25 protein-coding genes are annotated in these 24,742 nt (G+C 65.7%); 11 read left to right on the forward strand and 14 right to left on the reverse strand.

From position 1 onward, the window contains the following. The 4 genes from rapZ to V0R62_RS23980 all read left to right on the forward strand — a co-directional run bounded on the left by rapZ (position 1) and on the right by V0R62_RS23980 (position 1,932). Positions 1–855 (forward strand): RNase adapter RapZ, encoded by an 855-nt coding sequence (rapZ, locus tag V0R62_RS23965; protein ID WP_330105486.1) that lies wholly within the window; start codon positions 1–3, stop codon positions 853–855. A 20-nt stretch (positions 856–875) separates the two neighbouring features. Then, positions 876–1,148 (forward strand): HPr family phosphocarrier protein, encoded by a 273-nt coding sequence (locus V0R62_RS23970; RefSeq protein ID WP_050704095.1) that lies wholly within the window; start codon positions 876–878, stop codon positions 1,146–1,148. 98 nt (positions 1,149–1,246) lie between these two features. Beyond that, the gene (locus V0R62_RS23975; RefSeq protein ID WP_186713852.1) at positions 1,247–1,615 is read left to right on the forward strand and encodes a type II toxin-antitoxin system RelE/ParE family toxin; all 369 of its coding nucleotides are present in this window, start codon (positions 1,247–1,249) and stop codon (positions 1,613–1,615) included. Beyond that, a complete protein-coding gene (locus V0R62_RS23980; RefSeq protein ID WP_186713851.1) occupies positions 1,612–1,932 on the forward strand; it encodes a helix-turn-helix domain-containing protein in 321 nt (106 codons plus the stop codon). The genes V0R62_RS23975 and V0R62_RS23980 overlap by 4 nt, the downstream gene beginning before the upstream one ends. A 52-nt stretch (positions 1,933–1,984) precedes the next feature. Here the strand turns inward: V0R62_RS23980 and V0R62_RS23985 are convergent, their stop codons facing one another. The 6 genes from V0R62_RS23985 to pmbA all read right to left on the reverse strand — a co-directional run bounded on the left by V0R62_RS23985 (position 1,985) and on the right by pmbA (position 7,234). Further along, positions 1,985–2,878 (reverse strand): ZIP family metal transporter, encoded by an 894-nt coding sequence (locus tag V0R62_RS23985; RefSeq protein ID WP_330105496.1) that lies wholly within the window; start codon positions 2,876–2,878, stop codon positions 1,985–1,987. A gap of 11 nt (positions 2,879–2,889) precedes the next feature. After that, positions 2,890–3,501, reverse strand: coding sequence for a superoxide dismutase (locus tag V0R62_RS23990; protein WP_062572908.1), 612 nt, complete (start codon positions 3,499–3,501; stop codon positions 2,890–2,892). Between the two features lies 1 nt (position 3,502). Further along, entirely contained in the window at positions 3,503–3,964 is a 462-nt protein-coding gene (locus V0R62_RS23995; protein WP_330105487.1) for a DUF2753 family protein, read from the reverse strand. 25 nt (positions 3,965–3,989) lie between these two features. Continuing rightward, positions 3,990–5,366 (reverse strand): class II fumarate hydratase, encoded by a 1,377-nt coding sequence (locus V0R62_RS24000; protein WP_330105488.1) that lies wholly within the window; start codon positions 5,364–5,366, stop codon positions 3,990–3,992. After that, positions 5,359–5,760, reverse strand: coding sequence for a FagA protein (locus tag V0R62_RS24005; protein WP_330105489.1), 402 nt, complete (start codon positions 5,758–5,760; stop codon positions 5,359–5,361). The genes V0R62_RS24000 and V0R62_RS24005 overlap by 8 nt, the downstream gene beginning before the upstream one ends. A 127-nt stretch (positions 5,761–5,887) precedes the next feature. Beyond that, the gene (gene pmbA / locus V0R62_RS24010; RefSeq protein WP_186735139.1) at positions 5,888–7,234 is read right to left on the reverse strand and encodes a metalloprotease PmbA; all 1,347 of its coding nucleotides are present in this window, start codon (positions 7,232–7,234) and stop codon (positions 5,888–5,890) included. Positions 7,235–7,343: 109 nt separating this feature from the next. Between pmbA and yjgA the strand changes: the two genes are divergently transcribed. After that, positions 7,344–7,865, forward strand: a complete 522-nt coding sequence (gene yjgA / locus V0R62_RS24015) for a ribosome biogenesis factor YjgA (RefSeq protein WP_330105490.1) — start codon at positions 7,344–7,346, stop codon at positions 7,863–7,865. Between the two features lie 122 nt (positions 7,866–7,987). On the opposite strand, the gene tldD is transcribed toward yjgA, so the two are convergent. The 8 genes from tldD to mreB all read right to left on the reverse strand — a co-directional run bounded on the left by tldD (position 7,988) and on the right by mreB (position 19,078). Then, entirely contained in the window at positions 7,988–9,427 is a 1,440-nt protein-coding gene (tldD, locus tag V0R62_RS24020) for a metalloprotease TldD (protein ID WP_330105491.1), read from the reverse strand. Positions 9,428–9,429: 2 nt separating this feature from the next. Continuing rightward, positions 9,430–10,281, reverse strand: a complete 852-nt coding sequence (locus V0R62_RS24025) for a carbon-nitrogen hydrolase family protein (RefSeq protein WP_028689645.1) — start codon at positions 10,279–10,281, stop codon at positions 9,430–9,432. Positions 10,282–10,293: 12 nt separating this feature from the next. Next, positions 10,294–14,109, reverse strand: a complete 3,816-nt coding sequence (locus V0R62_RS24030) for a YhdP family protein (RefSeq protein WP_330105492.1) — start codon at positions 14,107–14,109, stop codon at positions 10,294–10,296. Positions 14,110–14,191: 82 nt separating this feature from the next. Beyond that, entirely contained in the window at positions 14,192–15,649 is a 1,458-nt protein-coding gene (rng, locus tag V0R62_RS24035) for a ribonuclease G (RefSeq protein ID WP_050704083.1), read from the reverse strand. 81 nt (positions 15,650–15,730) lie between these two features. Then, positions 15,731–16,330, reverse strand: coding sequence for a Maf family protein (locus tag V0R62_RS24040; protein WP_028689642.1), 600 nt, complete (start codon positions 16,328–16,330; stop codon positions 15,731–15,733). A gap of 32 nt (positions 16,331–16,362) precedes the next feature. Next, complete coding sequence (gene mreD, locus V0R62_RS24045; protein WP_028689641.1) at positions 16,363–16,851, reverse strand: rod shape-determining protein MreD; 489 nt, start codon at positions 16,849–16,851, stop codon at positions 16,363–16,365. Continuing rightward, positions 16,851–17,819 (reverse strand): rod shape-determining protein MreC, encoded by a 969-nt coding sequence (mreC, locus tag V0R62_RS24050; RefSeq protein ID WP_408005736.1) that lies wholly within the window; start codon positions 17,817–17,819, stop codon positions 16,851–16,853. Before mreC ends, mreD begins: the two co-directional genes overlap by 1 nt. A gap of 221 nt (positions 17,820–18,040) precedes the next feature. Then, on the reverse strand, positions 18,041–19,078 hold the full coding sequence (mreB, locus tag V0R62_RS24055; RefSeq protein ID WP_003255163.1) for a rod shape-determining protein MreB: 1,038 nt from the start codon (positions 19,076–19,078) through the stop codon (positions 18,041–18,043). Between the two features lie 203 nt (positions 19,079–19,281). Between mreB and gatC the strand changes: the two genes are divergently transcribed. The 6 genes from gatC to V0R62_RS24085 all read left to right on the forward strand — a co-directional run bounded on the left by gatC (position 19,282) and on the right by V0R62_RS24085 (position 24,508). Further along, positions 19,282–19,569 carry an Asp-tRNA(Asn)/Glu-tRNA(Gln) amidotransferase subunit GatC gene (gene gatC, locus V0R62_RS24060; protein ID WP_028689639.1) on the forward strand — a complete coding sequence of 96 codons (288 nt, stop codon included), beginning with the start codon at positions 19,282–19,284 and terminating at the stop codon, positions 19,567–19,569. Positions 19,570–19,584: 15 nt separating this feature from the next. Further along, a complete protein-coding gene (gene gatA / locus V0R62_RS24065; RefSeq protein ID WP_330105493.1) occupies positions 19,585–21,036 on the forward strand; it encodes an Asp-tRNA(Asn)/Glu-tRNA(Gln) amidotransferase subunit GatA in 1,452 nt (483 codons plus the stop codon). An 11-nt stretch (positions 21,037–21,047) separates the two neighbouring features. Beyond that, positions 21,048–22,493, forward strand: coding sequence for an Asp-tRNA(Asn)/Glu-tRNA(Gln) amidotransferase subunit GatB (gene gatB, locus V0R62_RS24070; protein WP_062572899.1), 1,446 nt, complete (start codon positions 21,048–21,050; stop codon positions 22,491–22,493). 138 nt (positions 22,494–22,631) lie between these two features. Next, positions 22,632–23,006 (forward strand): septal ring lytic transglycosylase RlpA family protein, encoded by a 375-nt coding sequence (locus V0R62_RS24075; RefSeq protein ID WP_330105494.1) that lies wholly within the window; start codon positions 22,632–22,634, stop codon positions 23,004–23,006. Between the two features lie 61 nt (positions 23,007–23,067). Further along, positions 23,068–24,111 (forward strand): calcium/sodium antiporter, encoded by a 1,044-nt coding sequence (locus tag V0R62_RS24080; RefSeq protein ID WP_330105498.1) that lies wholly within the window; start codon positions 23,068–23,070, stop codon positions 24,109–24,111. A 10-nt stretch (positions 24,112–24,121) separates the two neighbouring features. Then, the gene (locus tag V0R62_RS24085; protein WP_330105495.1) at positions 24,122–24,508 is read left to right on the forward strand and encodes a carboxymuconolactone decarboxylase family protein; all 387 of its coding nucleotides are present in this window, start codon (positions 24,122–24,124) and stop codon (positions 24,506–24,508) included. Positions 24,509–24,742 lie beyond the last annotated feature (234 nt).

Below are 24,742 nucleotides of genomic sequence, written 5' to 3' on the forward strand. Positions count from 1 at the left end.
ATGCGCCTGATCATCGTCAGCGGCCGCTCCGGCTCCGGCAAGAGTACCGCCCTCGACGTGCTGGAAGACAACGGCTACTACTGCATCGACAACCTGCCCGCCGGGTTGTTGCCGCAGTTGGCTGAAAACGCGCTGATCAACACCGAGCTGCTGCAACCGAAGGTGGCGGTGTCCATCGACGCGCGCAACCTGCCCAGCCACCTGTCACGCTTCCCCGAACTGCTGGCGGAGGCACGCTCACGGCATATCCAGTGCGACGTGCTGTACCTGGACGCCGACGAAGACACCCTGCTCAAGCGCTTCTCGGAAACCCGCCGCCGCCACCCGCTGACCAACGACAGCCGTTCGCTGGCCGAGGCGATCCGTGTGGAAAGCGAGCTGCTCGGGCCGATCGCCGACCTCGCCGACCTGAAGATCGACACCACCAGCCTGAACCTCTACCAGCTGCGCGATTCGATCAAGCTGCGCCTGCTCAACCAACCCGAGCCAGGCACCGCGTTCCTGGTCGAGTCCTTCGGCTTCAAGCGCGGCATGCCGGTGGATGCCGATGTGGTGTTCGATGTGCGCTGCCTGCCCAATCCGTACTGGAAGCCGGAACTTCGCGAGCATTCCGGCCTCGAACAGCCGGTGATCGACTACCTGGCCGCCCAGCCGGACGTCGAGGAAATGTTCCAGGACATCTCCGGTTACCTGCTCAAATGGCTGCCGCGCTTCGCCGCCAGCAACCGCGCCTATGTCACCATCGCCATCGGCTGTACCGGCGGCCACCACCGCTCGGTGTACATCACCGAACGGCTTGGCCAACTGCTCCAGCAATCCCTGAAAAACGTCCAGGTCCGCCACCGCGACCTCTAGCCCACAGGATCCGCCCCACGATGCCCGCCCGCGAAATCACCATCATCAACAAGCTGGGCCTGCATGCGCGGGCGGCCGCCAAGTTCGTCGGCGTGGCCGGTCGCTTCCCCTGCCAGGTGCGGGTCGGCCGCGCGCCGGACAAGCTGGTGGACGGCAAGAGCATCATGGCGGTGATGATGCTCGCCGCCGGCAAGGGCACGCCAGTGCACCTGCACACCGAGGGCGAGCAGGACGCTGAAGCCATGGATGCGCTGGTCGAGCTGATCAACAACTTCTTCGACGAAGGCGAGTAACGCTTTCTCCTCCCGCAACATCCTCTTCCAATTGTCCGGATGCAGCTTCGCCAGATTGAATTTATACCTATATAGGTATAAATTCAGCAGGTGATTTCATGGAATCGGACAGGCAACCCAAGCCGCTTTACTGGGTCGCAAGCAGCAAAAAGGATCTGCTGTGCCTCCCCGAAGACGTCCAGCAAACCGTCGGCTTTGCTCTGCATCTGGCTCAGACGGGAAGCAGGCACCTCCAGGCGAAAGTCCTCAGAGGGTTTTCAGGCGCTGGCGTGCTCGAGGTCGTGGAGGACCATGACGGTAATACCTATCGCGCGGTCTATACCGTACGTCTTGGCGCTGCGGTGTATGTCTTGCATTGCTTCCAGAAGAAGTCCAAGGCGGGCATCAGGACGCCCGAAACAGACATCGCCCTGGTGCGCAAGCGATTGAAGCTTGCACAGGCCCACTCAGAAGGAATCCAGACATGAGCGAAATCGAACAGGGCAGCGGCAATGTCTACGCAGACCTCAACTGCCCGGATGCAGACGAGATGCTGGTCAAGGCACGCCTGGCGAGCAAGATCTGCAGCATCATCAAGGCCCGTCATCTGACCCAGATGCAAGCCGCGCAAATCCTTGGCCTGCCTCAGCCAAAAGTATCGGAAATGATTCGCGGAAAATTCCGTGGCATCAGCGAAAGCAAGATGATCGACTGCCTGGCTCGCCTTGGTCGAGACGTGCAGATCGTGGTCAAGGCCGCACCGCGCTCACGGCCTCAAGGGCGGGTGGAAGTCATCTTCGCCTGAGCAACGCTCAAAGCAAGCGCAACGAGAAGGTCGACCCACCCTCCTGCTCTTTTCACGACAGCGCCGTGTCCATCACCATCATCAGGCAGAACCCAACACACAGCCCCAGGCTCGCCAGGCGGTGATGCCCGTTGCTGCGCGATTCGGGAATAATCTCCTGGGTCACCACCAGCAGCATCGCCCCCGCCGCGCAGGCCAGGCCCAGCGGCAGCAGCAGTTCGGCGATGTTCACCAGCCAGGCGCAGATCACCGCGGCCAGCGGCTCGACCAGCCCGGACGCCGCACCGATCAGGAACGCCTTGAACCGCGGCATGCCGGCCCCGGCCAGCACCAGGGCGATCACCAGGCCCTCCGGTACATCCTGCAGCGCGATGCCCATGGCCAGGCTGTCGGCATCGGGCATGCCACCGCCGGCGGACACACCGATGGCCATGCCTTCGGGGATGTTGTGGGCGATGATGGCAATGACGAACAACCAGATCCGCGCCGCGATCACCGGCTGCTGATCGCTGCCGACCAGGGCCTCTGGCGAGGCGCCGGAGACCTTTAGGTCGACCAGGAACAGGCACAGCGCACCGAACAGCAAGCCGCTGCTGATCAGGCCACCGGCGCCCCATGGGCTGAAACCGATGGATTGGGCCGCATCCAGCCCCGGCATGATCAGCGAAAACGCGGTGGCCGCCAGCATCACGCCGGCACCGAAGCCAAGCAAGGTGTCGGCCACGGCCACCGGCATGTTGCGAATCACCAATACCGGTACCGCGCCCAACGCCGTCCCCAGTGCGCACAATGCGCCGCCCTCGAGGGCACGCAACATGCGCGGCTCCAGGTCTAGCCAGGCGATGCCGCGTGCCACCAGCAACGCGGTGCCAACCAGCAACAGCATGGTCCCAAGCGCCAGGCGGAACAGGCGCACACTGCTGACAGACATCACCTCGGCACGCATACCGGTCAGGCTCACTTCAGGGCTTCAAGGTAGCGACGTTCCACTTCGGCCCAGTCGACCACGTTGTAGAAGGCGCCAATGTATTCCGGACGACGGTTCTGGTACTTCAGGTAGTAGGCGTGCTCCCACACGTCCAGACCGAGGATCGGCGTGTTGCCGTGCATCAGCGGGCTGTCCTGGTTGCCGCTGCTCTCAACTACCAGAGTGTTCTGCGGGGTCACGCTCAACCAGGCCCAGCCGCTACCGAAACGGGTCAGCGCGGCCTTGGTGAAGGCCTCCTTGAACGCCTCGAAGCCGCCGAGCTGCGCATCGATGGCCTTGGCCACCTGCCCTGCCGGCTGGCCGCCGCCCTTGGGCGACATGACGGTCCAGAACAGGGTGTGGTTGGCATGCCCGCCGCCCTGGTTGATCACCGCGCCCTGGAGCTTCTCGGGCAGTTGCTTGACCGCGCCCACCAGCCGTTCCACCGGCCATTCGGCCCACTCGGTGCCCTCGATGGCGGCGTTGAGGTTGTTGATGTAGGTCTGGTGATGCTTGCTGTGGTGGATCTCCATGGTCTGGGTGTCGATGTGCGGTTCCAGCGCATCGTAGGCATAGGGCAACGCAGGCAAGGTATGCGGCATGTCAGTGGATTCCGTAGGCAGGTGTGCGATCAGTGATATCCGTATGTGCGACCAGCTCGCTGGCCACCGGGGCCTGCCGGTTGAGCAGGCGCTCGGTACGCGGGTACTGGCCGTATTCGGCGATGAAGCTCAGCAACTCGGTGTAGGTGCGCCCGCTGTGGCGCAACGCAGCGTCGCGCAGGGCCTGGGGCAGGCGCGGATCCTGGCTGGCCTGGAGCAGCCGCTGGTGCGCCGCGCACAGGTAGTCGGCGCTTTCCTGCGGCTGGTTCAGGCGCAGGTGCAGGTCGGCCAGGTTGTGATGGGCGATGACCAGTGCGGCCACCGCCTCGTCGACGTCATGCCAGCGCTCGAACAGCACCTGGGCCAGGGCCAGGGCTTGCAGGTAGTGTTCCCGGGCATCGACCAGCTCGCCCTGCTCGAACAGGCGGTTGGCGTCTTGCGTGGTGCGTTTCCAGTGCTGCATGACGTGTCTCCTGGGCGGCCCGGGCTCAGATGCCGCCGGCGGTGAGTTTTTCCGGATCCAGCAGCGCCTCGAGCTGGTCACGCGACAGGTCGGTGTGCTCCAGCGCCACGTCGATGATCGGGCGACCCTGCTTGTAGGCGGTCTTGGCGATCTCGGCGGCCTTGAGGTAGCCGATGATCGGGTTCAACGCGGTGACCAGGATCGGGTTGCGCGACAGCGCCTCCTTGAGCTTGGTTTCGTTGACCTTGAAGCTGGCGATGGCCTTGTCGGCCAGCAGGCGGCTGATGTTGCCCATCAGCTCGATGCTCTCCAGCAGGTTGCGGGCGATCACCGGCAGCATCACGTTGAGCTCGAAGTTGCCCGACTGCCCGGCCACGGCGATGGTGGCGTCGTTGCCGATCACCTGGGCGGCGACCATGGCGGTGGCTTCCGGGATCACCGGGTTGACCTTGCCCGGCATGATCGATGAACCCGGCTGCAGGCCCTGCAGCTCGATTTCACCGAGGCCGGCGAGCGGGCCCGAGTTCATCCAGCGCAGGTCGTTGGCGATCTTCATCAGCGCCACGGCGGTGGTCTTGAGCTGGCCGGACAGGGCCACGGCGGTGTCCTGGGAGCCGATCAAGGCGAACAGGTTCTCGCCGGGCGTGAACTTGACCTGGGTCAGGCCACTCAACTGGCGGGCAAAGCCTGCGGCGAACTGCGGGTGGGCGTTGATGCCGGTGCCCACGGCAGTACCGCCCTGAGCCAAGGCCTGCAGGCTCGGCAGGGTGGCTTCGATATGCGCCTGGGCGCCCTTGACCTGTGCGGCCCAGCCACCGAGCACCTGGCTCATGCGCACCGGCATGGCATCCATCAGGTGGGTGCGACCGGTCTTCACGTGCTTGTGCACTTCGAGCGCCTTGGCCTCGATCACCTGGGTGAGGTGGCGCAGGGCCGGCAGCAACTGCTCGTGCAGGGCCAGGGCGGCGCTGACGTGGATGGTAGTCGGGATGATGTCGTTGCTGCTCTGGCCACAGTTGACGTGGTCGTTGGCATTGACCGGTTCGCCCAGCACGCGGCTGGCCAGGGTAGCAATGACCTCGTTGGCGTTCATGTTCGAGCTGGTGCCGGAACCGGTCTGGAACACATCCACCGGGAAGTGCTGGATGAAATCCCCGGCCAGCAGTTGCTCCACCGCCTTGACGATGGCCTCGCCCTGCCCCGCGCTCAGCTGAGACAGCTCGACGTTGGCCTTGGCCGCCGCCGCCTTGGCCAGCAGCAGGGCACGGATGAACTGGGCCGGCATCGGCTTGCCGCTGACCGGGAAGTTGTCGACCGCGCGCTGGGTCTGGGCACCGTACAGGGCCTGGGCCGGCACCTGCAGTTCGCCCATGCTGTCACGCTCGATACGGGTATCACTCATCATCAAGTCCTTGCATCAGTTCTTCGGGAGAAATCGACGGCAGCAGCACGCTGTTGGCGAGCTGCATCGCGTAGGGCTGCCAGCGCTGGTTCTGCTCGCGGCGATCGAGGTTGCGCAGGTCGAGCAAGGGCCGCCAGGCCTGGTCCAGGCACAGGCAGCGCCAATGCCACGGCAGCATGCGATCGTTGGCGGTATCCAGCAGCAGGCGGAAGGCGGTCAGCGCCACGGTCCAGGGCGAGGTTTCGGTGCAGCACACCAGGTAGCGGCCTTCGGCCAGGTAATGCTCGATCAGGCGCGGCTCGTCGGGTTCGAGCGCGCAGCGGATGCGCCGGCTGAGCCAGCGCCAGTTTTCCAGGTAGGGCAGTTCGTGGAGGACGGGTTTCATGAACATCATCGCCGGGTTACTGGATAATGATATTCATTATTATGTGATAAATAGAATCAGTTCAAGATAGACGATGGGCAAAAGAAACCCGGCGCGATGGCCGGGTCCTTTGCGAGACATGAGCGAGGGGCCTCGATCAACTGCCCGCCACCGTCATCCGCTCGATCAGCACCGAGCCACTGTGGATATTGCTGCGGGTCTCGATATCGCTGCCGATCGCCACGATCTGCTGGAACATGTCCTTCATGTTGCCGGCGATGGTCACTTCCTGGACCGGGAACTGGATCTCGCCATTTTCGACCCAGAAGCCCGCCGCGCCACGGGAATAGTCACCGGTCACCATGTTCAGGCCATGCCCCATCAGCTCGGTCACCAGCAGGCCGCGGCCCATGCGGCGAATCAATGCCGCCTGGTCCTCAACGCCATGGGTGACGAACAGGTTGTGCACGCCCCCGGCGTTGGCGGTGCTCGGCAGGCTCAGCTTGCGCCCGGAATAGGTGCCGAGGATGTAGGACACCAGCTCGCCCTTGTCGACGAACGGCTTGGCGTAGGTGGCCAGGCCATCGCCGTCGAACGCCGCGCTGCCCAGCGCACGCGGGATGTGCGGCCGCTCGTCGAGGGTCAGCCAAGTGGGGAACAGGCGCTGGCCGATGGTGCCTTCGAGGAACGACGACTTGCGGTACAGGTTGCCGCCGGAAATCGCCGACAGGAAGCTGCCAAACAGGCCGCCGGCAAGCTCCGCCGAAAACAGTACCGGCACCTCGCAGGTCGGCACCGGACGCGCACCCAGGCGGCTGGCGGCGCGTTGCGCGGCGCGCTGGCCGATGCTGCGCGGATCGGCCAGCAGGTTGCCCTGGCGATTGACGTCGTACCAGTAGTCGCGCTGCATCTGCCCTTCGGCCTCGGCGATCATCACGCAGCTCAGGCTGTGTCGGGTGGACGCGTAGCCGCCGATGAAGCCGTGGCTGTTGCCGTAGACTCGCACGCCCTGGTGGGTATTGAGGGTGGTGCCGTCGGCGTTGAGGATGCGCTTGTCGGCATCGAACGCCGCCGCCTCGCAGGCCAGCGCCATCTCGATGGCCTTCTCCGGCTCGATGTCCCAGTCGTGGTACAGGTCCAGGTCAGGGATCTCGCGGGCCATCAAGGCGGCATCGGCCAAACCCGAACATTCGTCCTCGGAGGTGTGCTTGGCGATTGCCAGGGCCGCCGCGACGGTCTCGCGGATAGCCTCAGGGCCACTGGCCGAGGTGCTGGCCGAACCCTTGCGCTGGCCGACGTAGAGGGTGATGCCGAAGCCCTGATCGCGGTTGAACTCGACCGTCTCGACTTCGCGCTGGCGCACCGTGGTGGACAGGCCCTGCTCCAGCGACACCGCCACTTCGCAGGCGCTGGCGCCCTGACGGCGCGCCTCGGCAACGATCGCCTCGACCTGTTCCTGCAACGCCGGCAGGTCCTTGGGGCCTACGCTCTGGACTGCACTCATGGTTCTCTCCACTGAAAATTCTGCGTTCGGCTTGGGTCATTCTACGACCGGGCCGGACAAGCGGCCCCCGACTGGTTATCATGGCGGCGATTTCCTGCGGACTGCCCCCATGGTTGATTCTTACGACGACGCCTTCGACGGCGAAAAAAGCAAAACCCAGATCAAGCGCGAGCTGCATGCGCTGGTCGAGCTCGGTGAGCGCCTCACCACCCTCAAGGCCGACACCCTGGCCCGCCTGCCGTTGACCGACGAGCTGCGCAAGGCGCTGGAAGAGGCCAGCAAGCACACCGCCCACGGCGCCCGCAAACGCCACATGTCGTTCGTCGGCAAGCTGATGCGCGCGCAGGACCTGGACGCCATCCATGCCGTGCTCGAGCAGGTCGACAGCTCGACTCGCCAGTACAACGAGCGCTTCCACGGCCTCGAGCGCTGGCGCGACCGCCTGATCGACGGCAACGACGAGGACCTCGAGCGCTTCGTCAACGAGTTCCCCGACACCGATCGCCAGCACCTGCGCTCGCTGATCCGTCATGCCCAGCACGAGAAGGCGCGGAACAAGCCGCCTGCGGCTGCGCGTAAAGTGTTCAAGTACATCCGCGACCTCGACGAGGTCCAGCGCGGCCTGCGTTAAACCCGGCATCCTGGGGCTGCCACGCAGCCCATCGCGGCACAAGGCCGCTCCTACAGGGAACGCGCACACCTGTAGGAGCGGCCTTGCGCCGCGAAAGGACCGCAAAGCGGTCCCTGCCGGCATCACGCCCCTGTACCACCGACAGTGATCGCATCCAGCTTCAGGGTCGGCTGGCCAACCCCTACCGGCACCGACTGCCCATCCTTGCCGCACGTGCCCACGCCGCTGTCCAGCGCCAGGTCATTACCGACCATCGACACACCCCGCATCGCCTCCGGACCATTGCCGATCAAGGTCGCGCCCTTCACCGGCGCGGTGATCTTGCCGTCCTCGATCAGGTAGGCCTCACTGGTGGAGAACACGAACTTGCCGCTGGTGATGTCCACCTGGCCACCGCCGAGGTTGGCACAGTAGATGCCCTTCTTCACCGAGCGGATGATTTCCTCGGGGTCGCTGTCGCCGGCACGCATGTAGGTGTTGGTCATGCGCGGCATCGGCAGGTGGGCGTAGGATTCACGCCGGCCGTTGCCGGTCACCGCCATGCCCATCAGGCGGGCGTTGAGCTTGTCCTGCATGTAGCCCTTGAGAATGCCGTTCTCGATCAGCGTGGTGCATTCGGTCGGCGTGCCTTCATCATCGATGCTGAGCGAGCCGCGACGGCCCTCCAGGGTACCGTCGTCGACGATGGTGCACAGTTTAGAGGCCACTTGCTCGCCGATACGGCCACTGAACGCCGAACTGCCCTTGCGGTTGAAGTCGCCTTCCAGGCCGTGACCGACCGCCTCGTGCAGCAGCACGCCGGACCAGCCCGGGCCAAGCACCACCGGCAGCGTGCCGGCCGGCGCCGGAATGGCCTCGAGGTTGACCAGCGCCTGGCGCAGCGCCTCGCGGGCATAGCCCATCACCCGCTCCTCGGTGAAGTAGCGGTAGTCGGTACGCCCGCCACCACCCTGTCCGCCGCGCTCGCGGCGGCCGTTCTGTTCGACGATCACGCTGACGTTGAAACGCACCAGCGGACGTACATCGGCGGCCAGGCTGCCATCGGCGGCGGCGACCAGGATCCGCTCCCAGACCCCGGCCATGCTCACGCTGACCTGCTGGATGCGCGGGTCGAGGGCGCGGGTGGCGGCATCGACGCGCTTGAGCAGGTCGACCTTCTCGGCGCGGCTCAGCACATCCAGGGGATTATCAGACGCGTAAAGGGCAGTCACATCCTGGCTGCGGAACGCCTGCACCTTGCCGTTCTGCCCGGCGCGGGAGATCGAGCGGGCGGCGCGGGCCGCCGAGGTCAGGGCTTCGAGGTTGATCGCATTGCTGTAGGCGAAGCCGGTCTTCTCGCCGGACTGGGCGCGCACGCCCACGCCCTGGTCGAGGTTGAAGCTGCCCTCTTTGACGATGCCGTCCTCCAGCGCCCAGGTTTCCGAGATCTGCCCCTGGAAATACAGGTCGGCGGCATCGATGCCGGGGCCGGCCAGCTCGCCCAGCACCGTCTGCAGGCTGTCGAGGGTCAGGCCGCCCGGGGCCAGGAGCTGCTCGCTGACGGTGGATAAAATCTCGCTCATAGTCACTCCGAGGTGTGCGCAGGCCGCAAGGCGTCCTGCGAGAAAAAGCGCCGGTGCGTGACCACCGGCATGCGCGCCCGGATGGACGCCTGTTCTTCACTGTCGCGCGTGGCGAGCAATACCGCTTCGCCCCGCGCCTGTTGCGCGACGATCCGCCCCCAGGGGTCGACGATCGCCGCCTGGCCGTGGGTTTCCCGCGGCCCCGGATGCAGGCCGCCCTGGGCGGCCGCCAATACATAGCACTGGGTCTCGATGGCCCGTGCGCGAATCAGTACTTCCCAATGCGCCGCGCCGGTCACCGCGGTAAACGCCGCCGGTGCGCTGATCAGCTCGGCCCCGGCGGCGCGCAAGGCGCTGTACAGCTCGGGGAAGCGCAAGTCGTAGCACACCGACAGGCCCAGCCGGCCCACGGGCGTGTCGGCCACCACCACCTGGCTGCCGTGGGCGTAGTCGTCCGACTCGCGGTAGCGGCCACGGTTGTCGGCCACATCCACATCGAACAGGTGCAGCTTGTCGTAGCGGGCGGCGATCTCGCCGTGCTCATCGACCAGCAGCGAACAGGCGTGGGCCTTGGCTTGCGGCTGGCCGACCGGCGGCAGCGGCAAGGTACCGGCGACTATCCATAACCTGAGGTCGCGGGCGGTGCGTTTCAACCAAGGCAGGATCGGTCCCTCGCCCAGTGCCTCGGCCCGACCGATGGCCGCGGCGTCGCGTCGGCCCATGGCGGCAAAGTTCTCCGGCAGCACCGCCAGGCGCGCGCCACCGGCGGCGGCCTGTTCGAGCAGTGCCGTGGCACGTTGCAGGTTGGCCAGCACATCGTCCTGGCTGACCATCTGGATCACAGCTGACGTCATGACCACCCCGGGTTATTTGTCGAAAGGTTTCACAAAGGTGATTTTAGGCTCTTTGACCGGACCTTCGACGCGATAGTGCACACTGGCGAAGCGCGCCACCCGGTCACCGATCAGGCGATCGACCAGGAACAACGCGCCGCCGATCGCCGGCGCGCCGACGATCAGCGCGGCCAGCGGCAGGTTGTTGGTCACCGGCAGTGTCACCAGCAGCTTGGCATCGACCCGGTCACGGACGAAGTCCATGGTGCCGTCGAGCTCGAAGTTGCTCGACGGCCCGGTGACGGTGATCGGCTCACGGGTCACGTAGACCCCTTCGCTGGCCACCAGCAGCCCCTTGACCCGGTCGTAGGCCAGGCCCTTGCTGAACAGGTCGGAGAAGTCCAGGCGCAGGCGCCGGCCGATGGAGTTGAAGTTGAGCAGCCCGAACACCCGCAAGGCCTGGGCGCTGCCCTCGACCTCGACGAACTGGCCGCTGCGCAAGGCCGCGTCGAGGCTGCCAGAATAACGGTTGAGGCTGACCCAGGCCGGCGAGCCCGGCCAGCGGCCGTCCACGTCCATGCGGAAGTCGCGGCTGGTGACCGTAGGCGCAAAGCCCCAGGCCTTGAGCACATCACCCAGGTTCTTGCCATCCAGCCGGCCCTTGTACCAGCTCGAACTGCTGCCCGGCTCGCCTTCCCAGCCACCGCTGCCATCGATGTGCAGGCCCTTGAGGTCCAGGTCGACATCGCTCATGGCCATGCCTTTGGGCGTCTGGCGCAGCTTCAGGTTGACGCTGCCGAACAGGTCGTCGCCGCGATACAGTTTGTCGATGGTCAGGTCCAGTGGCGGCACCTTGCGCGGGTCGACCCCGGCCAATGGGTCCGGCGCGTTCTCGTCCTGGGCTTCATTCGGGTCCGCCGGCGGCAGGCGCAGGCTCTGCAGGCGGACGGTCATGGGCGTGGCCTTGGCATCGGGAATACGGGCATTGCCGATGACTTCCTGGCTGTCCAGGCGCAGGTCCCAGGCCGGGCCGCCGCGCATCAGGCGGATCACCGCCTGGTTGAGGTCCATGCCGAAGGCCTTGAGCTGGCCGATGCTCAGGTCCACGCTCTGCAGGTTCTGCCGGGCGCTGCCGCCTGGATCCTTGCCGGCCAGGCGCTCCATCTGTTGCTGCCAGGGGGCCAGGTCCAGGGTCTCAAGCCGGCCACGCACACGCAGGCCCTGGCCGCTGGGGAGGCTGGCTTCGCCCGTGCCCAGCAGCAGCTCGCCACGTCCCTGGGCCAGCTTGTCGGCGGGCGCGGCGTAGGCGAAGCGGGCAAGGTCGGCGTAGCTGGCATCGATGCGCCGCTCGGGGCCTTGCAGGGTCAGACCGAAACGGCTGTCGCGGGTTTCCCCGGCGGTTTTTCCGAAAGGCGCTGGCAAGTCGATGGCCAATCCCTTGAGCGAAGAACTGACGCTCAAGCGGTTGTCGCGGCTGCCGAGTGTCACCTGCAACTGATAGGGCAGCTCACCCGAAGCCGGCAGCGGCTGCTGGTACTGCAACCAGTCGGTCAGGGCCTTGAGGCCGACCTGGCCATTGGCGTTGATGCGGGTCTGGATCTGCCCGCCCTGTCCTTCGGCGGTAATCTGCGCGGTCACCGGTTTGCCGAAGGCGTGCAGGCTGATGTCCTTGCCGCTCAGGCCCTTGTCGAAATCGAAGCTGAAGTCGCCTTTGAGCTGGGTCAGTTCCAGGCTCGGCGGCGCCACTTTCAGGGTCGCGTCGTGGGTCGCGAAGTCCACCAGCACCTTGGGCCGCTGCCCGCGGACCAGGGGGATATCCAGCTTGACCTTGCCCTTGAGCGGCCCTTCGCCTTCCCAGCCGGCGAAGATCTCGCCCGTGCCGATGGGCGCTTCCTTGAGGATCTTCAGGCCATCGCCGAGACTGCCGTCGAAATCGCCATCAAGGAACAGGTGGCTGTGCTGGTCGCCCTCGACATGGGGAATGTCGACGCTGACATCGCTGACCTGGGTGTCCAGCAGCAGACCTTTGCGGGCCTGGATGCGCACGCCGGTGTCCTCGATGTAGACATTGCCGTCGACCTGCTGCACCTGCGGCCAGCCTGGCTGGAAATCCAGCGCGGCGTCGTGGACCTTGAAGAACAGGCTGATATCGCGGGCATGGGGCGGCGCGTTGTGATGCAGCGAGCCCTGGTACTGGAAGTAGCCCTCGTCGACATTGCCCTTGACGATGGCGCTGCGCAGCCATTCGTCCAGGGCCGGGCTGAGCACCTCGGGCAGGTACTTGGCGGTGTAGCGACCGTCGCCCTCGGTGAGGCCGACGCGCAGGTCCATGTAGTCTTCGTGGCCCGGTTGCAGGTGGATGCGAATCAGGAAGTCCGCGGCGATCTTGCCCTCGTCGCCCAGCACCTTGATATAGGGGGCCACCAGGGTGAAGGCTTCCTTGTCCAAGGTCCAGGTCAGCCGTGCGTTGGCCTTCGGGTAATGCCAGGGTTTGCCGAAGATCGGATACAGATGCAGCATGAAGGCCTGGGTATCCAGGCGCAGTTCGCCGTGCCCGAGGTCACCGCTGATGGCGCCGCTGACGTTGCCGGCAGCCGGCGCGCCGTGATAGGCGTCAAAGCCGACTTTCTCCAGGTTGGCGGCGAACTGCAGGCGCTGGTCGCCCTCGGCCTTGGGGCGGATGTCCAGGCGCACGTTGCGCAGGGCACCGGTCACCTTGAGCGCGTCGACCACCGTCATCAGTTTTTCCGGCAACGGCGCCAGGGCGTCGATCACCGGGGTCAGCAGGGTCAGGTCGAGGCGGTCCGCCTGCACCTGCCAGCTTTCCTCGGCCGGGCTCTGACCAGGGCGCTGCGCCAGTTGCAGGTGCGACTCCCAACGGGTCTTGCCCAGGCTCATGGCCAGGGAGTCGACGACGACGTCAAAGCCCTGGTCCTGGCGCTGGAACCAGGCCGACAGGGCCAGGTTGTCCAAGGTGATGGCCTTGCGCCCGGTGTAGGCACCCTTGAGCTGCGGGGCATTGAGACGAACCATCGCCTGCTGCAACTGCCCCTTGCTCCAGTCGATCCAGAACTCGCCACCGGCACGCAGGGTGTCGGCCTGCCACTGGCCCAGCAGCTGCGGCGGCAGCCAGCGCGCCCAATCGCTTTGCGGCAGGCTCAGGTAGGCCTGCACGCGGCCGTCGCGCCAGGCCTTGGCGGTGGCGCGACTGTTCAGGTTCAGGGCCAGGGGCTGGCCATCGGGCAGCGTCGCGCGCAGGTCAACGCTCTGGCGCGACGCCCCGGCCTGCAATCCCAGGCTGACATAGGTGAGGGTCAGGGGATCGCGTTGCCAGGGCTGCAGGGTGACCTGGCTGTCGAACACATCGATCCGCCCCAGTTGGCGCAGGCGCTTGAGCGCATCGGCCGGATCGAGCGGCGCATCATCCTTCTGCGGCAGGCCTTCCAGGGTCCAGGCGCCCTGCTCGCTCTCGCGCAGGATCAGTTGCAGCCCGCTGAGCTGGATGCGCGCCAGGCGCACTTCACGGGCCTTGAGGCTGGCCCACAGGTCGGGCACCAGCTTGACGTCGTCCAGGCGCAAGGCCGCCTTGCCTTCGCCCAGCTGCAGGTCGCGCACGCGCAACACCGGCGCAAGGCCACTCCAGCGCCCTTCCAGGGCACCGACGTGCACGGGCATGCCCAAGGCCTGTTCGGCCTTGAGCTCGGCGTCGGCGCGGTATTCGGCGACCAGGGGTACCAGTTGCCGACCGAGGCTGACATACAGCGCCACCAGCACCGCCAGCAGGGCGCAGATTCCCAGCCCCCAGCGGGTCAAGGCGCCCAGAACGCGGGTCAGACGTTCCATGGCCATGGCCCTCCAAGTCGTCCCTTAACTATGGCCGGTGAATAGCGCTTTGCCAGCCCGTCCATGGGGCGACCGCCATTAGCGCGGGTCAGAGCAGCACCACATCGTATTGTTCCTGGGAGTACATGGACTCCACCTGGAAGCGGATAGTTCGCCCGATGAACGTCTCCAGTTCGGCGACGTTGCCCGACTCTTCATCGAGCAGGCGGTCCACCACCTTCTGGTTGGCCAGTACCCGATAGCCCTCGGCCTGATAGGCGCGGGCCTCACGCAGGATTTCACGGAAGATTTCGTAACAGATCGTCTCGGGGGTTTTCAGCTTGCCTCGCCCCTGGCATGCCGCACAGGGCTCGCACAGCACCTGCTCAAGGCTTTCGCGGGTGCGCTTGCGGGTCATCTGCACCAGGCCCAGCTCGGTGATGCCGATGATGTTGGTCTTGGCATGATCACGTTCGAGCTGCTTCTCCAGGGTCCGCAGGACCTGGCGCTGGTGCTCCTCGTCTTCCATGTCGATGAAGTCAATGATGATGATCCCGCCGATGTTGCGCAGGCGCAGTTGCCGGGCAATAGCGGTGGCGGCCTCGAGGTTGGTCTTGAAGATGGTTTCCTCGAGGTTGCGATGGCCGACGAACGCCCCGGTGTTGACGTCGATGGTGGTCATCGCCTCGGCCGGGTCGACCACCAGGTAGCCGCCGGACTTGAGCGGCACCTTGCGCTCGAGGGCGCGCTGGATCTCGTCCTCCACGCCATACAGGTCGAAGATGGGCCGCTCGCCAGGGTAATGCTCCAGGCGATCGGCGATCTCCGGCATCAGCTCGGCGACGAACTGCGTGGTCTTCTGGAAGGTTTCCCGCGAGTCGATGCGGATCTTCTCGATCTTGGGATTGACCAGGTCGCGCAGGGTGCGCAAGGCCAGGCCAAGGTCCTCGTAGATGACCACGGGCGCCCCGCAGGTCTTGATCTGCGAGCCGATCTGCTCCCACAGGCGGCGCAGGTAGCGGATGTCCTGGAGGATATCTTCGGCGCGGGCGCCCTCGGCGGCGGTGCGCAGGATGAATCCGCCGGCGTCCTTCATGTCTTCCTGGGCCATGCAGTCGGTGACCACCTGCTTGAGGCGCTCGCGCTCGGCTTCTTCCTCGATCTTCAGGGAAATGCCGACATGGCTGCTGCGCGGCATGTACACCAGGTAGCGCGACGGAATCGACAGCTGGGTGGTCAGGCGCGCGCCCTTGCTGCCGATGGGGTCCTTGGTGACCTGCACCACCAGCGCCTGGCCTTCGTGCACCAGCGCGGTGATGTTCTCCACCGCGGAGCCTTCGCGCTGGGAGATCTCCGAGGCATGGATGAACGCCGCACGCTCCAGGCCGATGTCGACGAACGCCGCCTGCATGCCCGGCAGGACCCGCACCACCTTGCCCTTGTAGATATTGCCGACGATGCCACGGCGCTGAGTGCGCTCCACGTGCACCTCCTGCAGGACGCCGTTCTCCACCACCGCCACGCGTGACTCCATCGGGGTGATGTTGATCAGGATCTCTTCACTCATGGCAGGCTCTCGTCAAAGGTCTCGGGTAATGATGGATCGCTGCGGGATGGCTGGCTAGGCACTATACGAAATGTAAAGGCCCTAGCGCGGTGTCGTGTCCTCTTGCTGTTGCCAACAGGGGATGGCGAACTGTTCGAGCAGCTCGGCGGTCTCGCTCAGGGGCAGGCCGACCACCGCCGAGTAGCTGCCCTCGATAGCGCTGACGAACACCGCGCCCAGGCCCTGGATGGCATAGCCGCCGGCCTTGTCGACCGGTTCGCCGCTGTCCCAGTAGCGCAGCGCTTCCTCGAAGGAAATGGTGCGAAAACGCACGGTGGTGCTGACGCAGCGGCTGATGCTGCGCTGGCCGTCGGTCAGCGCCACGGCGGTGAGCACCTGGTGCTCGCGCTTGGACAGGTCGCCAAGCATGGCCAGCGCCTGCTCGCGGTTCTCGGGCTTGCCGAGGATCTGGCCATCGAGCACCACGGTGGTGTCGGCGCCCAGCACCACCCCGGCGCCGTCGGTGTGGGCGAAGCCCGCCACGGCCTTGGCCTGGGCCAGGCGCTCGACATAGGCCGCCGGAGCTTCGCCCGGCAGCGGGGTTTCATCGATGGGCGCGCTGACGACGGTGAACGGTACGCCGATCTGGGTCAGCAGTTCACGCCGGCGCGGCGAGCCGGAGGCCAGGTACAGCTGAGTCATATGGACATCTCCCTGTCAGTGGCGGCGGGTCGTCAGTGAATGTGCAGGCGAACGCGCAGGCCGCGCAGGGCGAAACTCACCCAGGGCCAGAGCAGGGCGCTGATCACCGCCGACCAGACCAGGGCCAGGGTCGGCAGACGATTGCCGGTGAGCGCGCTGAGCCACAGCTGGATCAGCTGGGCGATGCCGAAGATCACCAGGATCACCAGGCTCTGCTGCCACATGGGGAACATACGCAGGCGCTGCTGCAACGACAGCACCAGGAAGGTGATCAGGGTGAGAATCAGGGCATTCTGGCCAAGCAGGGTGCCGTACAGCACGTCCTCGGCCAGGCCGAGCAGGAATGCCGTGGTCATGCCGACCTTGCCGGGCACGGCGAGGGTCCAGAAGGCCAGCAGCAGGGCCAGCCACATGGGCCGGAACACTTCCATGAACTGCGGCATGGGCGAGACGCTGAGCAACAGGCCGATGGCGAAGGTCAGCCAGATGGCCCAGCCGTTTCTGCTACGGGTGCTGGCCATTATTGTCTCCGGGGTTGGGCGGGCGCGGCGGCCGGTTGCGCCGGCGCCGGGCTGGCCGTCGTTGGCGCAGCTGCGGGAACGTTGCCAGACGCGGGCTGCGCGGCATGGGCCGGCGCGGGCGTGGCCGCTGGCGGAGTGTGGCCGGCGCCCTGACGGTCGGCCTCTTCCTGGGCGATCGCCGCCTCGGTGGCGCGCTCTTCCGGAGTACGCCGGTCGCTGAACACCAGCAGCATGTAGCGGCTGCGGTTGAGCGCGGCGGTCGGAATGGCGCGGACGATGGCGAACGGCTGCCCGGAGTCGTGGATCACTTCGTTGACCGTGGCCACCGGATAACCGGCCGGGAAGCGCTGGCCCATGCCGGAGCTGACCAGCAGGTCGCCTTCCTTGATGTCAGCGGTGTCGGCCACATGGCGCAGTTCGAGGCGCTCCGGATTGCCGGTGCCGCTGGCGATGGCGCGCAGGCCGTTGCGGTTGACCTGCACCGGAATACTGTGGGTGGTGTCGGTGAGCAGCAGCACTCGCGAGGTGTACGGCATCAGCTCGACCACCTGGCCCATCAGGCCACGGGCATCGAGCACCGGCTGGCCGAGGAACACGCCGTCGCGCTCGCCCTTGTTGATCAGGATGCGGTGGGTGAAGGGATTGGGGTCGACACCGATCAGCTCGGCGACCTCGACCTTCTCGTTGACCAGCGCCGAGGAGTTGAGCAACTCGCGCAGGCGCACGTTCTGCTCGGTCAGGGCCGCCAGCTTCTGCAGGCGCCCCTGCAACAACAGGGCCTCGGTCTTGAGCTTCTCGTTCTCGGCGATCAGCTCGGTGCGGCTGCCGAACTGGCCAGCCACGCCCTGCCACATGCGCTGTGGCAGGTCGGTGATCCAGTAGGATTCCATCAGCACCAGGCCCATCTGGCTGCGCACCGGCTTGAGCAGGTCGAAGCGCGAGTCGACCACCATCAGCGCGACCGACATCACCACCAGCACGAGCAGGCGAACGCCCAGCGAGGGGCCCTTGGAGAAAAGCGGTTTAATAGGCCGTTCCTCGTGGACGACTCAGAAGGTCATGGGACATGGGGCAATGCACCGGCCTGCTGCGGATTGACGGAAACGGCGCCCGGGCGGGCGCCAGCACAGCGCATACAGGTAGCACTGTGCGTGCCACCTGTAAACCTGAGGATGCTACTGCGCAGCGATCACTCGCTGGAGAGCAGGTCCATGGCGTGCTTGTCCATCATTTCCAGGGCACGACCACCGCCGCGGGCGACGCAGGTCAGCGGGTCTTCGGCGACGATCACCGGCAGGCCGGTTTCCTGGGCCAGCAGCTTGTCGAGGTCACGCAGCAGCGCGCCACCACCGGTCAGCACCAGGCCGCGCTCGGCGATGTCCGAAGCCAGTTCGGGCGGCGATTGCTCCAGGGCGCTCTTGACCGCCTGGACGATGGTCGCCAGGGATTCCTGCAGCGCTTCGAGCACTTCGTTGGAGTTCAGGGTGAAGGCACGCGGCACGCCTTCGGCCAGGTTGCGGCCACGGACGTCGACTTCGCGCACTTCGCCGCCCGGGTAGGCGGTACCGATTTCCTGCTTGATGCGCTCGGCGGTGGATTCGCCGATCAGGCTGCCGTAGTTGCGGCGCACGTAGGTGACGATGGCTTCGTCGAAGCGGTCGCCACCGACGCGAACGGATTCGGCGTAGACCACGCCGTTGAGCGAGATCAGGGCGATTTCGGTGGTACCGCCACCGATGTCGACGACCATCGAGCCGCGGGCCTCTTCGACCGGCAGGCCGGCACCGATGGCGGCGGCCATCGGCTCTTCGATCAGGAACACTTCGCGGGCACCGGCGCCAAGGGCCGACTCACGGATGGCACGGCGCTCGACCTGGGTCGACTTGCACGGCACGCAGATCAGCACGCGAGGGCTGGGCTGCAGGAAGCTGTTTTCGTGCACTTTGTTGATGAAGTACTGCAACATTTTTTCACAAACGCTGAAGTCGGCAATCACGCCGTCCTTCATCGGGCGAATGGCCGCGATGTTGCCGGGGGTGCGGCCCAGCATGCGCTTGGCTTCAGTCCCGACTGCGACGACGCTTTTCTGGTTGCCGTGGGTACGGATGGCAACCACCGAGGGCTCATTCAGGACGATACCGCGCTCACGCACGTAAATAAGGGTGTTGGCAGTACCCAGGTCGATGGACAGATCGCTGGAAAACATGCCACGCAGTTTCTTGAACATGGGAAAGTGACCCTGGGGAAAGCGTGGGTAAAAAAGTGCGGCAAACTCTAACAATGGCAGGGATTTTGGGCAAGGAGCCAATATGTTAAATTGGCTGTTTTTCCGAGCATGCCTGCCGATGATCGCGGCCCTTTGACCGCCAGAATCCCAGCATGTTCCTCATTTGCGGACTCATTCCGTCTGTCGTTTTCCTGGAGATCCCCATGGCGCTTCAACGCTCCGACGTGGAAAAGATCGCCCATCTGGCCCGCCTGGGCCTGAATGAAGGCGAATTGCCACGCACCACCGATGCCTTGAACAGTATTCTCGGGCTGGTCGACCAGATGCAAGCCGTCGACACCACTGGCGTGGAACCCCTCGCCCACCCGCTGGAAACCACCCAGCGCCTGCGTCCCGACCAGGTCACCGAAAGCAACCAGCGCGACCGCTACCAGGCCGTCGCTCCGTCGACCGAGAACGGTCTGTACCTGGTTCCGAAAGTCATCGATTAAGGGATAGCGCCTGCCATGCATCAACTCACTCTGGCCGAGATCGCCCGTGGCCTCGCCGACAAGTCGTTCTCCTCGGAAGAACTGACCGGCGCCTTGCTGTCGCGCATCAAGCAGCTCGACCCGCAGCTCAACAGCTTCATCACCGTCACCGAAACCCAGGCCATGGAGCAGGCGCGAGCCGCCGACGCCCGTCGCGCCGCCGGCGAGACCGGCGCGCTGCTGGGCGCGCCGATCGCCCATAAAGACCTGTTCTGCACCAACGGCGTGCGTACCAGCTGCGGCTCGAAGATGCTCGACAACTTCACCGCCCCGTATGACGCCACCGTGGTCGCCAAGCTGGCCGAGGCCGGCATGGTCACCCTGGGCAAGACCAACATGGACGAATTCGCCATGGGCTCGGCCAACGAGTCCAGCCACTACGGCGCGGTGAAGAACCCATGGAACCTCGAGCACGTGCCGGGCGGCTCGTCCGGCGGCTCGGCCGCCGCCGTGGCCGCGCGCCTGCTGCCGGCCACCACCGGCACCGACACCGGCGGCTCGATCCGCCAGCCGGCGGCGCTGACCAACCTCACCGGACTCAAGCCAACCTACGGCCGCGTGTCGCGCTGGGGCATGATCGCCTACGCCTCGAGCCTCGACCAGGGCGGCCCGCTGGCCCGCACCGCCGAGGACTGCGCCCTGCTGCTGCAAGGCATGGCCGGTTTCGACGCCAAGGACTCGACCTCGGTCGACGAGCCGGTGCCAGACTTCAGTGCCAACCTGAACGCCTCGCTGCAAGGCCTGCGCATCGGCCTGCCGAAGGAGTACTTCGGCGCCGGCCTCGACCCGCGCATCGCCGACCTGGTCCAGGCCAGCGTCAAGGAGCTGGAGAAGCTCGGCGCGGTGGTCAAGGAAATCAGCCTGCCGAACATGCAGCACGCCATTCCGGCGTACTACGTGATCGCTCCGGCGGAGGCTTCCTCCAACCTGTCGCGTTTCGACGGCGTGCGCTTCGGCTACCGCTGTGAAGAGCCCAAGGACCTCACCGACCTGTACAAGCGTTCCCGTGGCGAAGGCTTCGGCGCCGAAGTGCAGCGCCGCATCATGGTCGGCACCTACGCCCTGTCGGCCGGCTACTACGACGCCTACTACGTCAAGGCGCAGCAGATCCGCCGCCTGATCAAGAACGACTTCATGGCCGCCTTCGAAGAGGTCGACGTGATCATCGGCCCGACCACGCCGAACCCGGCCTGGAAGATCGGCGCCAAGGCCGGCGACCCGATCGCCGAGTACCTTGAAGACCTGTACACCATCACCGCCAACCTGGCGGGGCTGCCGGGCCTGTCGATGCCGGCCGGCTTCGTCGACGGCCTGCCGGTGGGCGTGCAACTGCTGGCCCCGTACTTCCAGGAAGGCCGCCTGCTCAACATCGCGCACCGTTACCAGCAAGTCACCGACTGGCACACCCGCGCCCCCAACGGCTTCTGAGGAGTTCACACATGCAATGGGAAGTTGTGATCGGGCTGGAGATTCATACCCAGCTCGCCACCCAGTCGAAGATCTTCTCCGGCAGCGCCACCACCTTCGGCTCCGAGCCGAACACCCAGGCCAGCCTGGTCGATTTGGGCATGCCCGGCGTGCTGCCGGTGCTCAACCAGGAAGCCGTACGCATGGCGTGCATGTTCGGCCTGGCAATCGATGCCGAGATCGGCCCGCGCAATGTGTTCGCGCGCAAGAACTACTTCTACCCCGACCTGCCCAAGGGCTACCAGATCAGCCAGATGGACCTGCCGATCGTCGGCAAGGGCCACCTGGACATCGCCCTGGAAGACGGCACCATCAAGCGCATCGGCGTGACCCGCGCGCACCTTGAAGAAGATGCCGGCAAGAGCCTGCACGAAGACTTCAACGGCGCCACCGGCATCGACCTGAACCGCGCCGGCACGCCGCTGCTGGAGATCGTCTCCGAACCGGACATGCGCAGCGCCAAAGAGGCGGTGGCCTACGTCAAGGCCATCCACGCCCTGGTGCGTTACCTGGGCATCTGCGACGGCAACATGGCCGAAGGCTCGCTGCGTTGCGACTGCAACGTCTCGATCCGCCCGAAAGGCCAGACCGAGTTCGGCACCCGCTGCGAGATCAAGAACGTCAACTCGTTCCGCTTCATCGAGCGGGCGATCAACAGCGAGATCCAGCGCCAGATCGACCTGATCGAGGATGGCGGCAAGGTGGTGCAGGAAACCCGCCTGTACGACCCGAACAAGGACGAGACCCGCTCCATGCGCAGCAAGGAGGAAGCCAACGACTACCGTTACTTCCCCGACCCTGACCTGCTGCCGGTGGTCATCGAGCCAAGCTTCCTCGACAGCGTGCGCGCCGCCCTGCCGGAGCTGCCGCCGCAGAAGGTCGAGCGCTTCCAGAGCCAGTACGGCCTGTCGGCCTACGACGCCAACGTGCTGGCCTCCAGCCGCGAGCAGGCCGACTACTTCGAGCAGGTTGCGAAGATCGGCGGCGACGCCAAGCTGGCCGCCAACTGGGTCATGGTCGAGCTGGGCAGCCTGCTGAACAAGCTGGGTGTCGAGATCGACCAGTCGCCGGTCAGCGCCGAGCACCTCGGCGGCATGCTGCTGCGCATCCGCGACAACACCATCAGCGGCAAGATCGCCAAGACCGTATTCGAGGCCATGGCCGCCGGTGAAGGCGATGCCGACGGCATCATCGAAAGCAAAGGTCTCAAGCAGGTCACCGACACCGGCGCTATCGACAAGATGCTCGACGAGATGCTCGCCGCCAACGCCGAACAGGTCGAACAGTACCGCGCCGCCGACGAGGCCAAGCGCGGCAAGATGTTCGGCTTCTTCGTCGGCCAGGCGATGAAGGCCTCGAAAGGCAAGGCCAACCCGGGGCAAGTGAACCAATTGCTCAAGGCCAAGCTCGAAGGGTGATCTGAGAACGCGGCGAGGGCTTTGCCCTCGATCGCGACGCAAGGCCGCTCCCACAGGATCGTGCTGTACCTGTAGGAGCGGCCTTGTGCCGCGAAAAGACCGCGCAGCGGTCCCAGTGCCTGAATCGGAGCATTCGACTTGATCAAGCGTTCCCTCACCACCCTCACCCTCTTCTCGCTCCTGGCCGGCTGCGCCAGCCATGACATCGACCCACGCGGCTACGACCAGACCGGCACCGCCTCCTACTACGGCTCCCGCCACCACGGCAAACGCACCGCCAGCGGCGAACCCTTCAACCAGCACGGCCTCACCGCCGCCCACCGCAGCCTGCCTTTCGGCAGCCGGGTACTGGTCACCAACCTGTCCAACCAGCGCAGCGTCGTGGTGCGCATCAACGACCGCGGCCCGCATACCCGTGGCCGGCTGATCGACCTGTCACGCGCCGCCGCAGAAAAAATCGGCATGCTCCGTAGCGGAACCGCGCGAGTCCGGGTACAAGGTCTGAGCGATTGACCTGACTGGAGCCCTCGCCATTTTCGACCTGGCCACCCTCCCCGCCTTCAGCCTGCTGCAACTGGGCCTGGGCCTCGTGCTGCTGATCATTGGCGCCGAACTGCTGGTACGCGCCGCGCTGCGCCTGGCCGGCCGCCTGCACGTGCGCCCGCTGATCATCGGCCTGAGCCTGGTGGCCTTCGGCAGTACCGCGCCACAGCTGACCGTGAGCCTGCAGGCCGCCTACCAGGGCGCGCCGGACGTGGCACTGGGCAGTGTCGTGGGCAGCAATATCTTCAACGTGCTGGTGATCCTCGGCCTGGCGGCGTTGATCATTCCGCTGCGCGTGTCGCGCCAACTGGTGCGCCTGGACATCCCGCTGATGATCCTGGCCAGCGCCCTGGTGTACCTGCTCGCGCTCAACGGCCAATTGGGGCGCCTGGAAGGTGGCCTGCTGCTGCTCGGCCTGCTGGCTTACCTGGCCATGCTCTGGCATCAGTCACGCCACTACGCCCGCACCTACCCCGCGCCGAGTACCCTGCATGCCCGCCCGCTGCGTTTCTGGAGCGGCGCGGTGTTGCAGATCGTCGTAGGCCTGGGCCTTCTGAGCCTGGCCGGGCACCTGCTGCTCGAGGCGGTGGTGGAGGTGGCCACCGACCTGGGCCTGTCCGAGCGCATCATCGGCCTGACCGTGGTGGCCGTGTGCACCTCGTTGCCGGAGCTGGCCGCCGCGCTGATCGCGGCCCTGCGCGGCGAACGGGAGATCGCGGTGGGCACAGTGATCGGCAGCAACCTGTTCAACCTGCTGGCGGTGCTGGGGCTCACGGCGGTGATCACCCCCGAGCCCTTGTCGATCTCACCCAACGCCCTGGACTTCGACCTGCCAGTGATGCTCGGTGTCGCCGCCCTGTGCCTGCCGGTGTTCTATTCAGGCTACCGGGTCACCCGCGCCGAAGGCCTGGTGTTCCTGTGCCTGTACCTGGCCTACGGCCTGCATGTGGTGGCCTTCACCACCGGCATGCCGCTGGCCGGACGCCTTGAACGATTGATGCTGTTCTATGTGATGCCCGTGCTCGGGGTCGTGCTGCTGTACACCACGGCCCGCGCCTGGCGCCGCCAACACTAAGGAAAACAACATGGCTGACACGAAACAGACCGGCGAAGGCATTCGCCGCCAGGTGATGGGTGATGCCTTCGTCGATCGCGCCCTGGGCAACGCGACTGCGTTCACCCAACCGCTGCAGGACTTCGTCAACGAACATGCCTGGGGGAGTGTCTGGGCCCGTGACGGGCTGCCGCTGAAGACCCGCAGCCTGATCACCCTGGCCACCCTGACCGCGCTCAAGTGCCCGCAGGAGCTCAAGGGGCACGTACGCGGGGCGCTTAACAACGGTTGCACCGTTGAGGAGATCCGCGAGGCGCTGCTGCATTGCGCGGTGTATGCCGGGGTGCCGGCGGCGATCGATGCGTTTCGGGCGGCGCAGGAAGTGATTGACAGCTATCAGGCGAGTTCTAGCGATTAAGGGCGGGCGCCCTGGCCTCGTGACTGTTACCTATGTGGGTGAACTACTGTGTAACCCATGTGGGTGATCCATACAGCTTGGCGATCAGAAGATTAACCACCCCGTCCACTAGCGACAGCTGCGCCAGCCCAGGCGCCGCCCGTACCTTCGCGACTTCAGGAGGCCGAACGCAGGCCTTATGATTAACTCCCAAGCCTGCTAGCGACAGCTACGCCAGCCCAGGCGCCGTCCGTG

This window comes from Pseudomonas carassii, from assembly GCF_036324045.1.
Taxonomy (GTDB): domain Bacteria; phylum Pseudomonadota; class Gammaproteobacteria; order Pseudomonadales; family Pseudomonadaceae; genus Aquipseudomonas; species Aquipseudomonas peradeniyensis.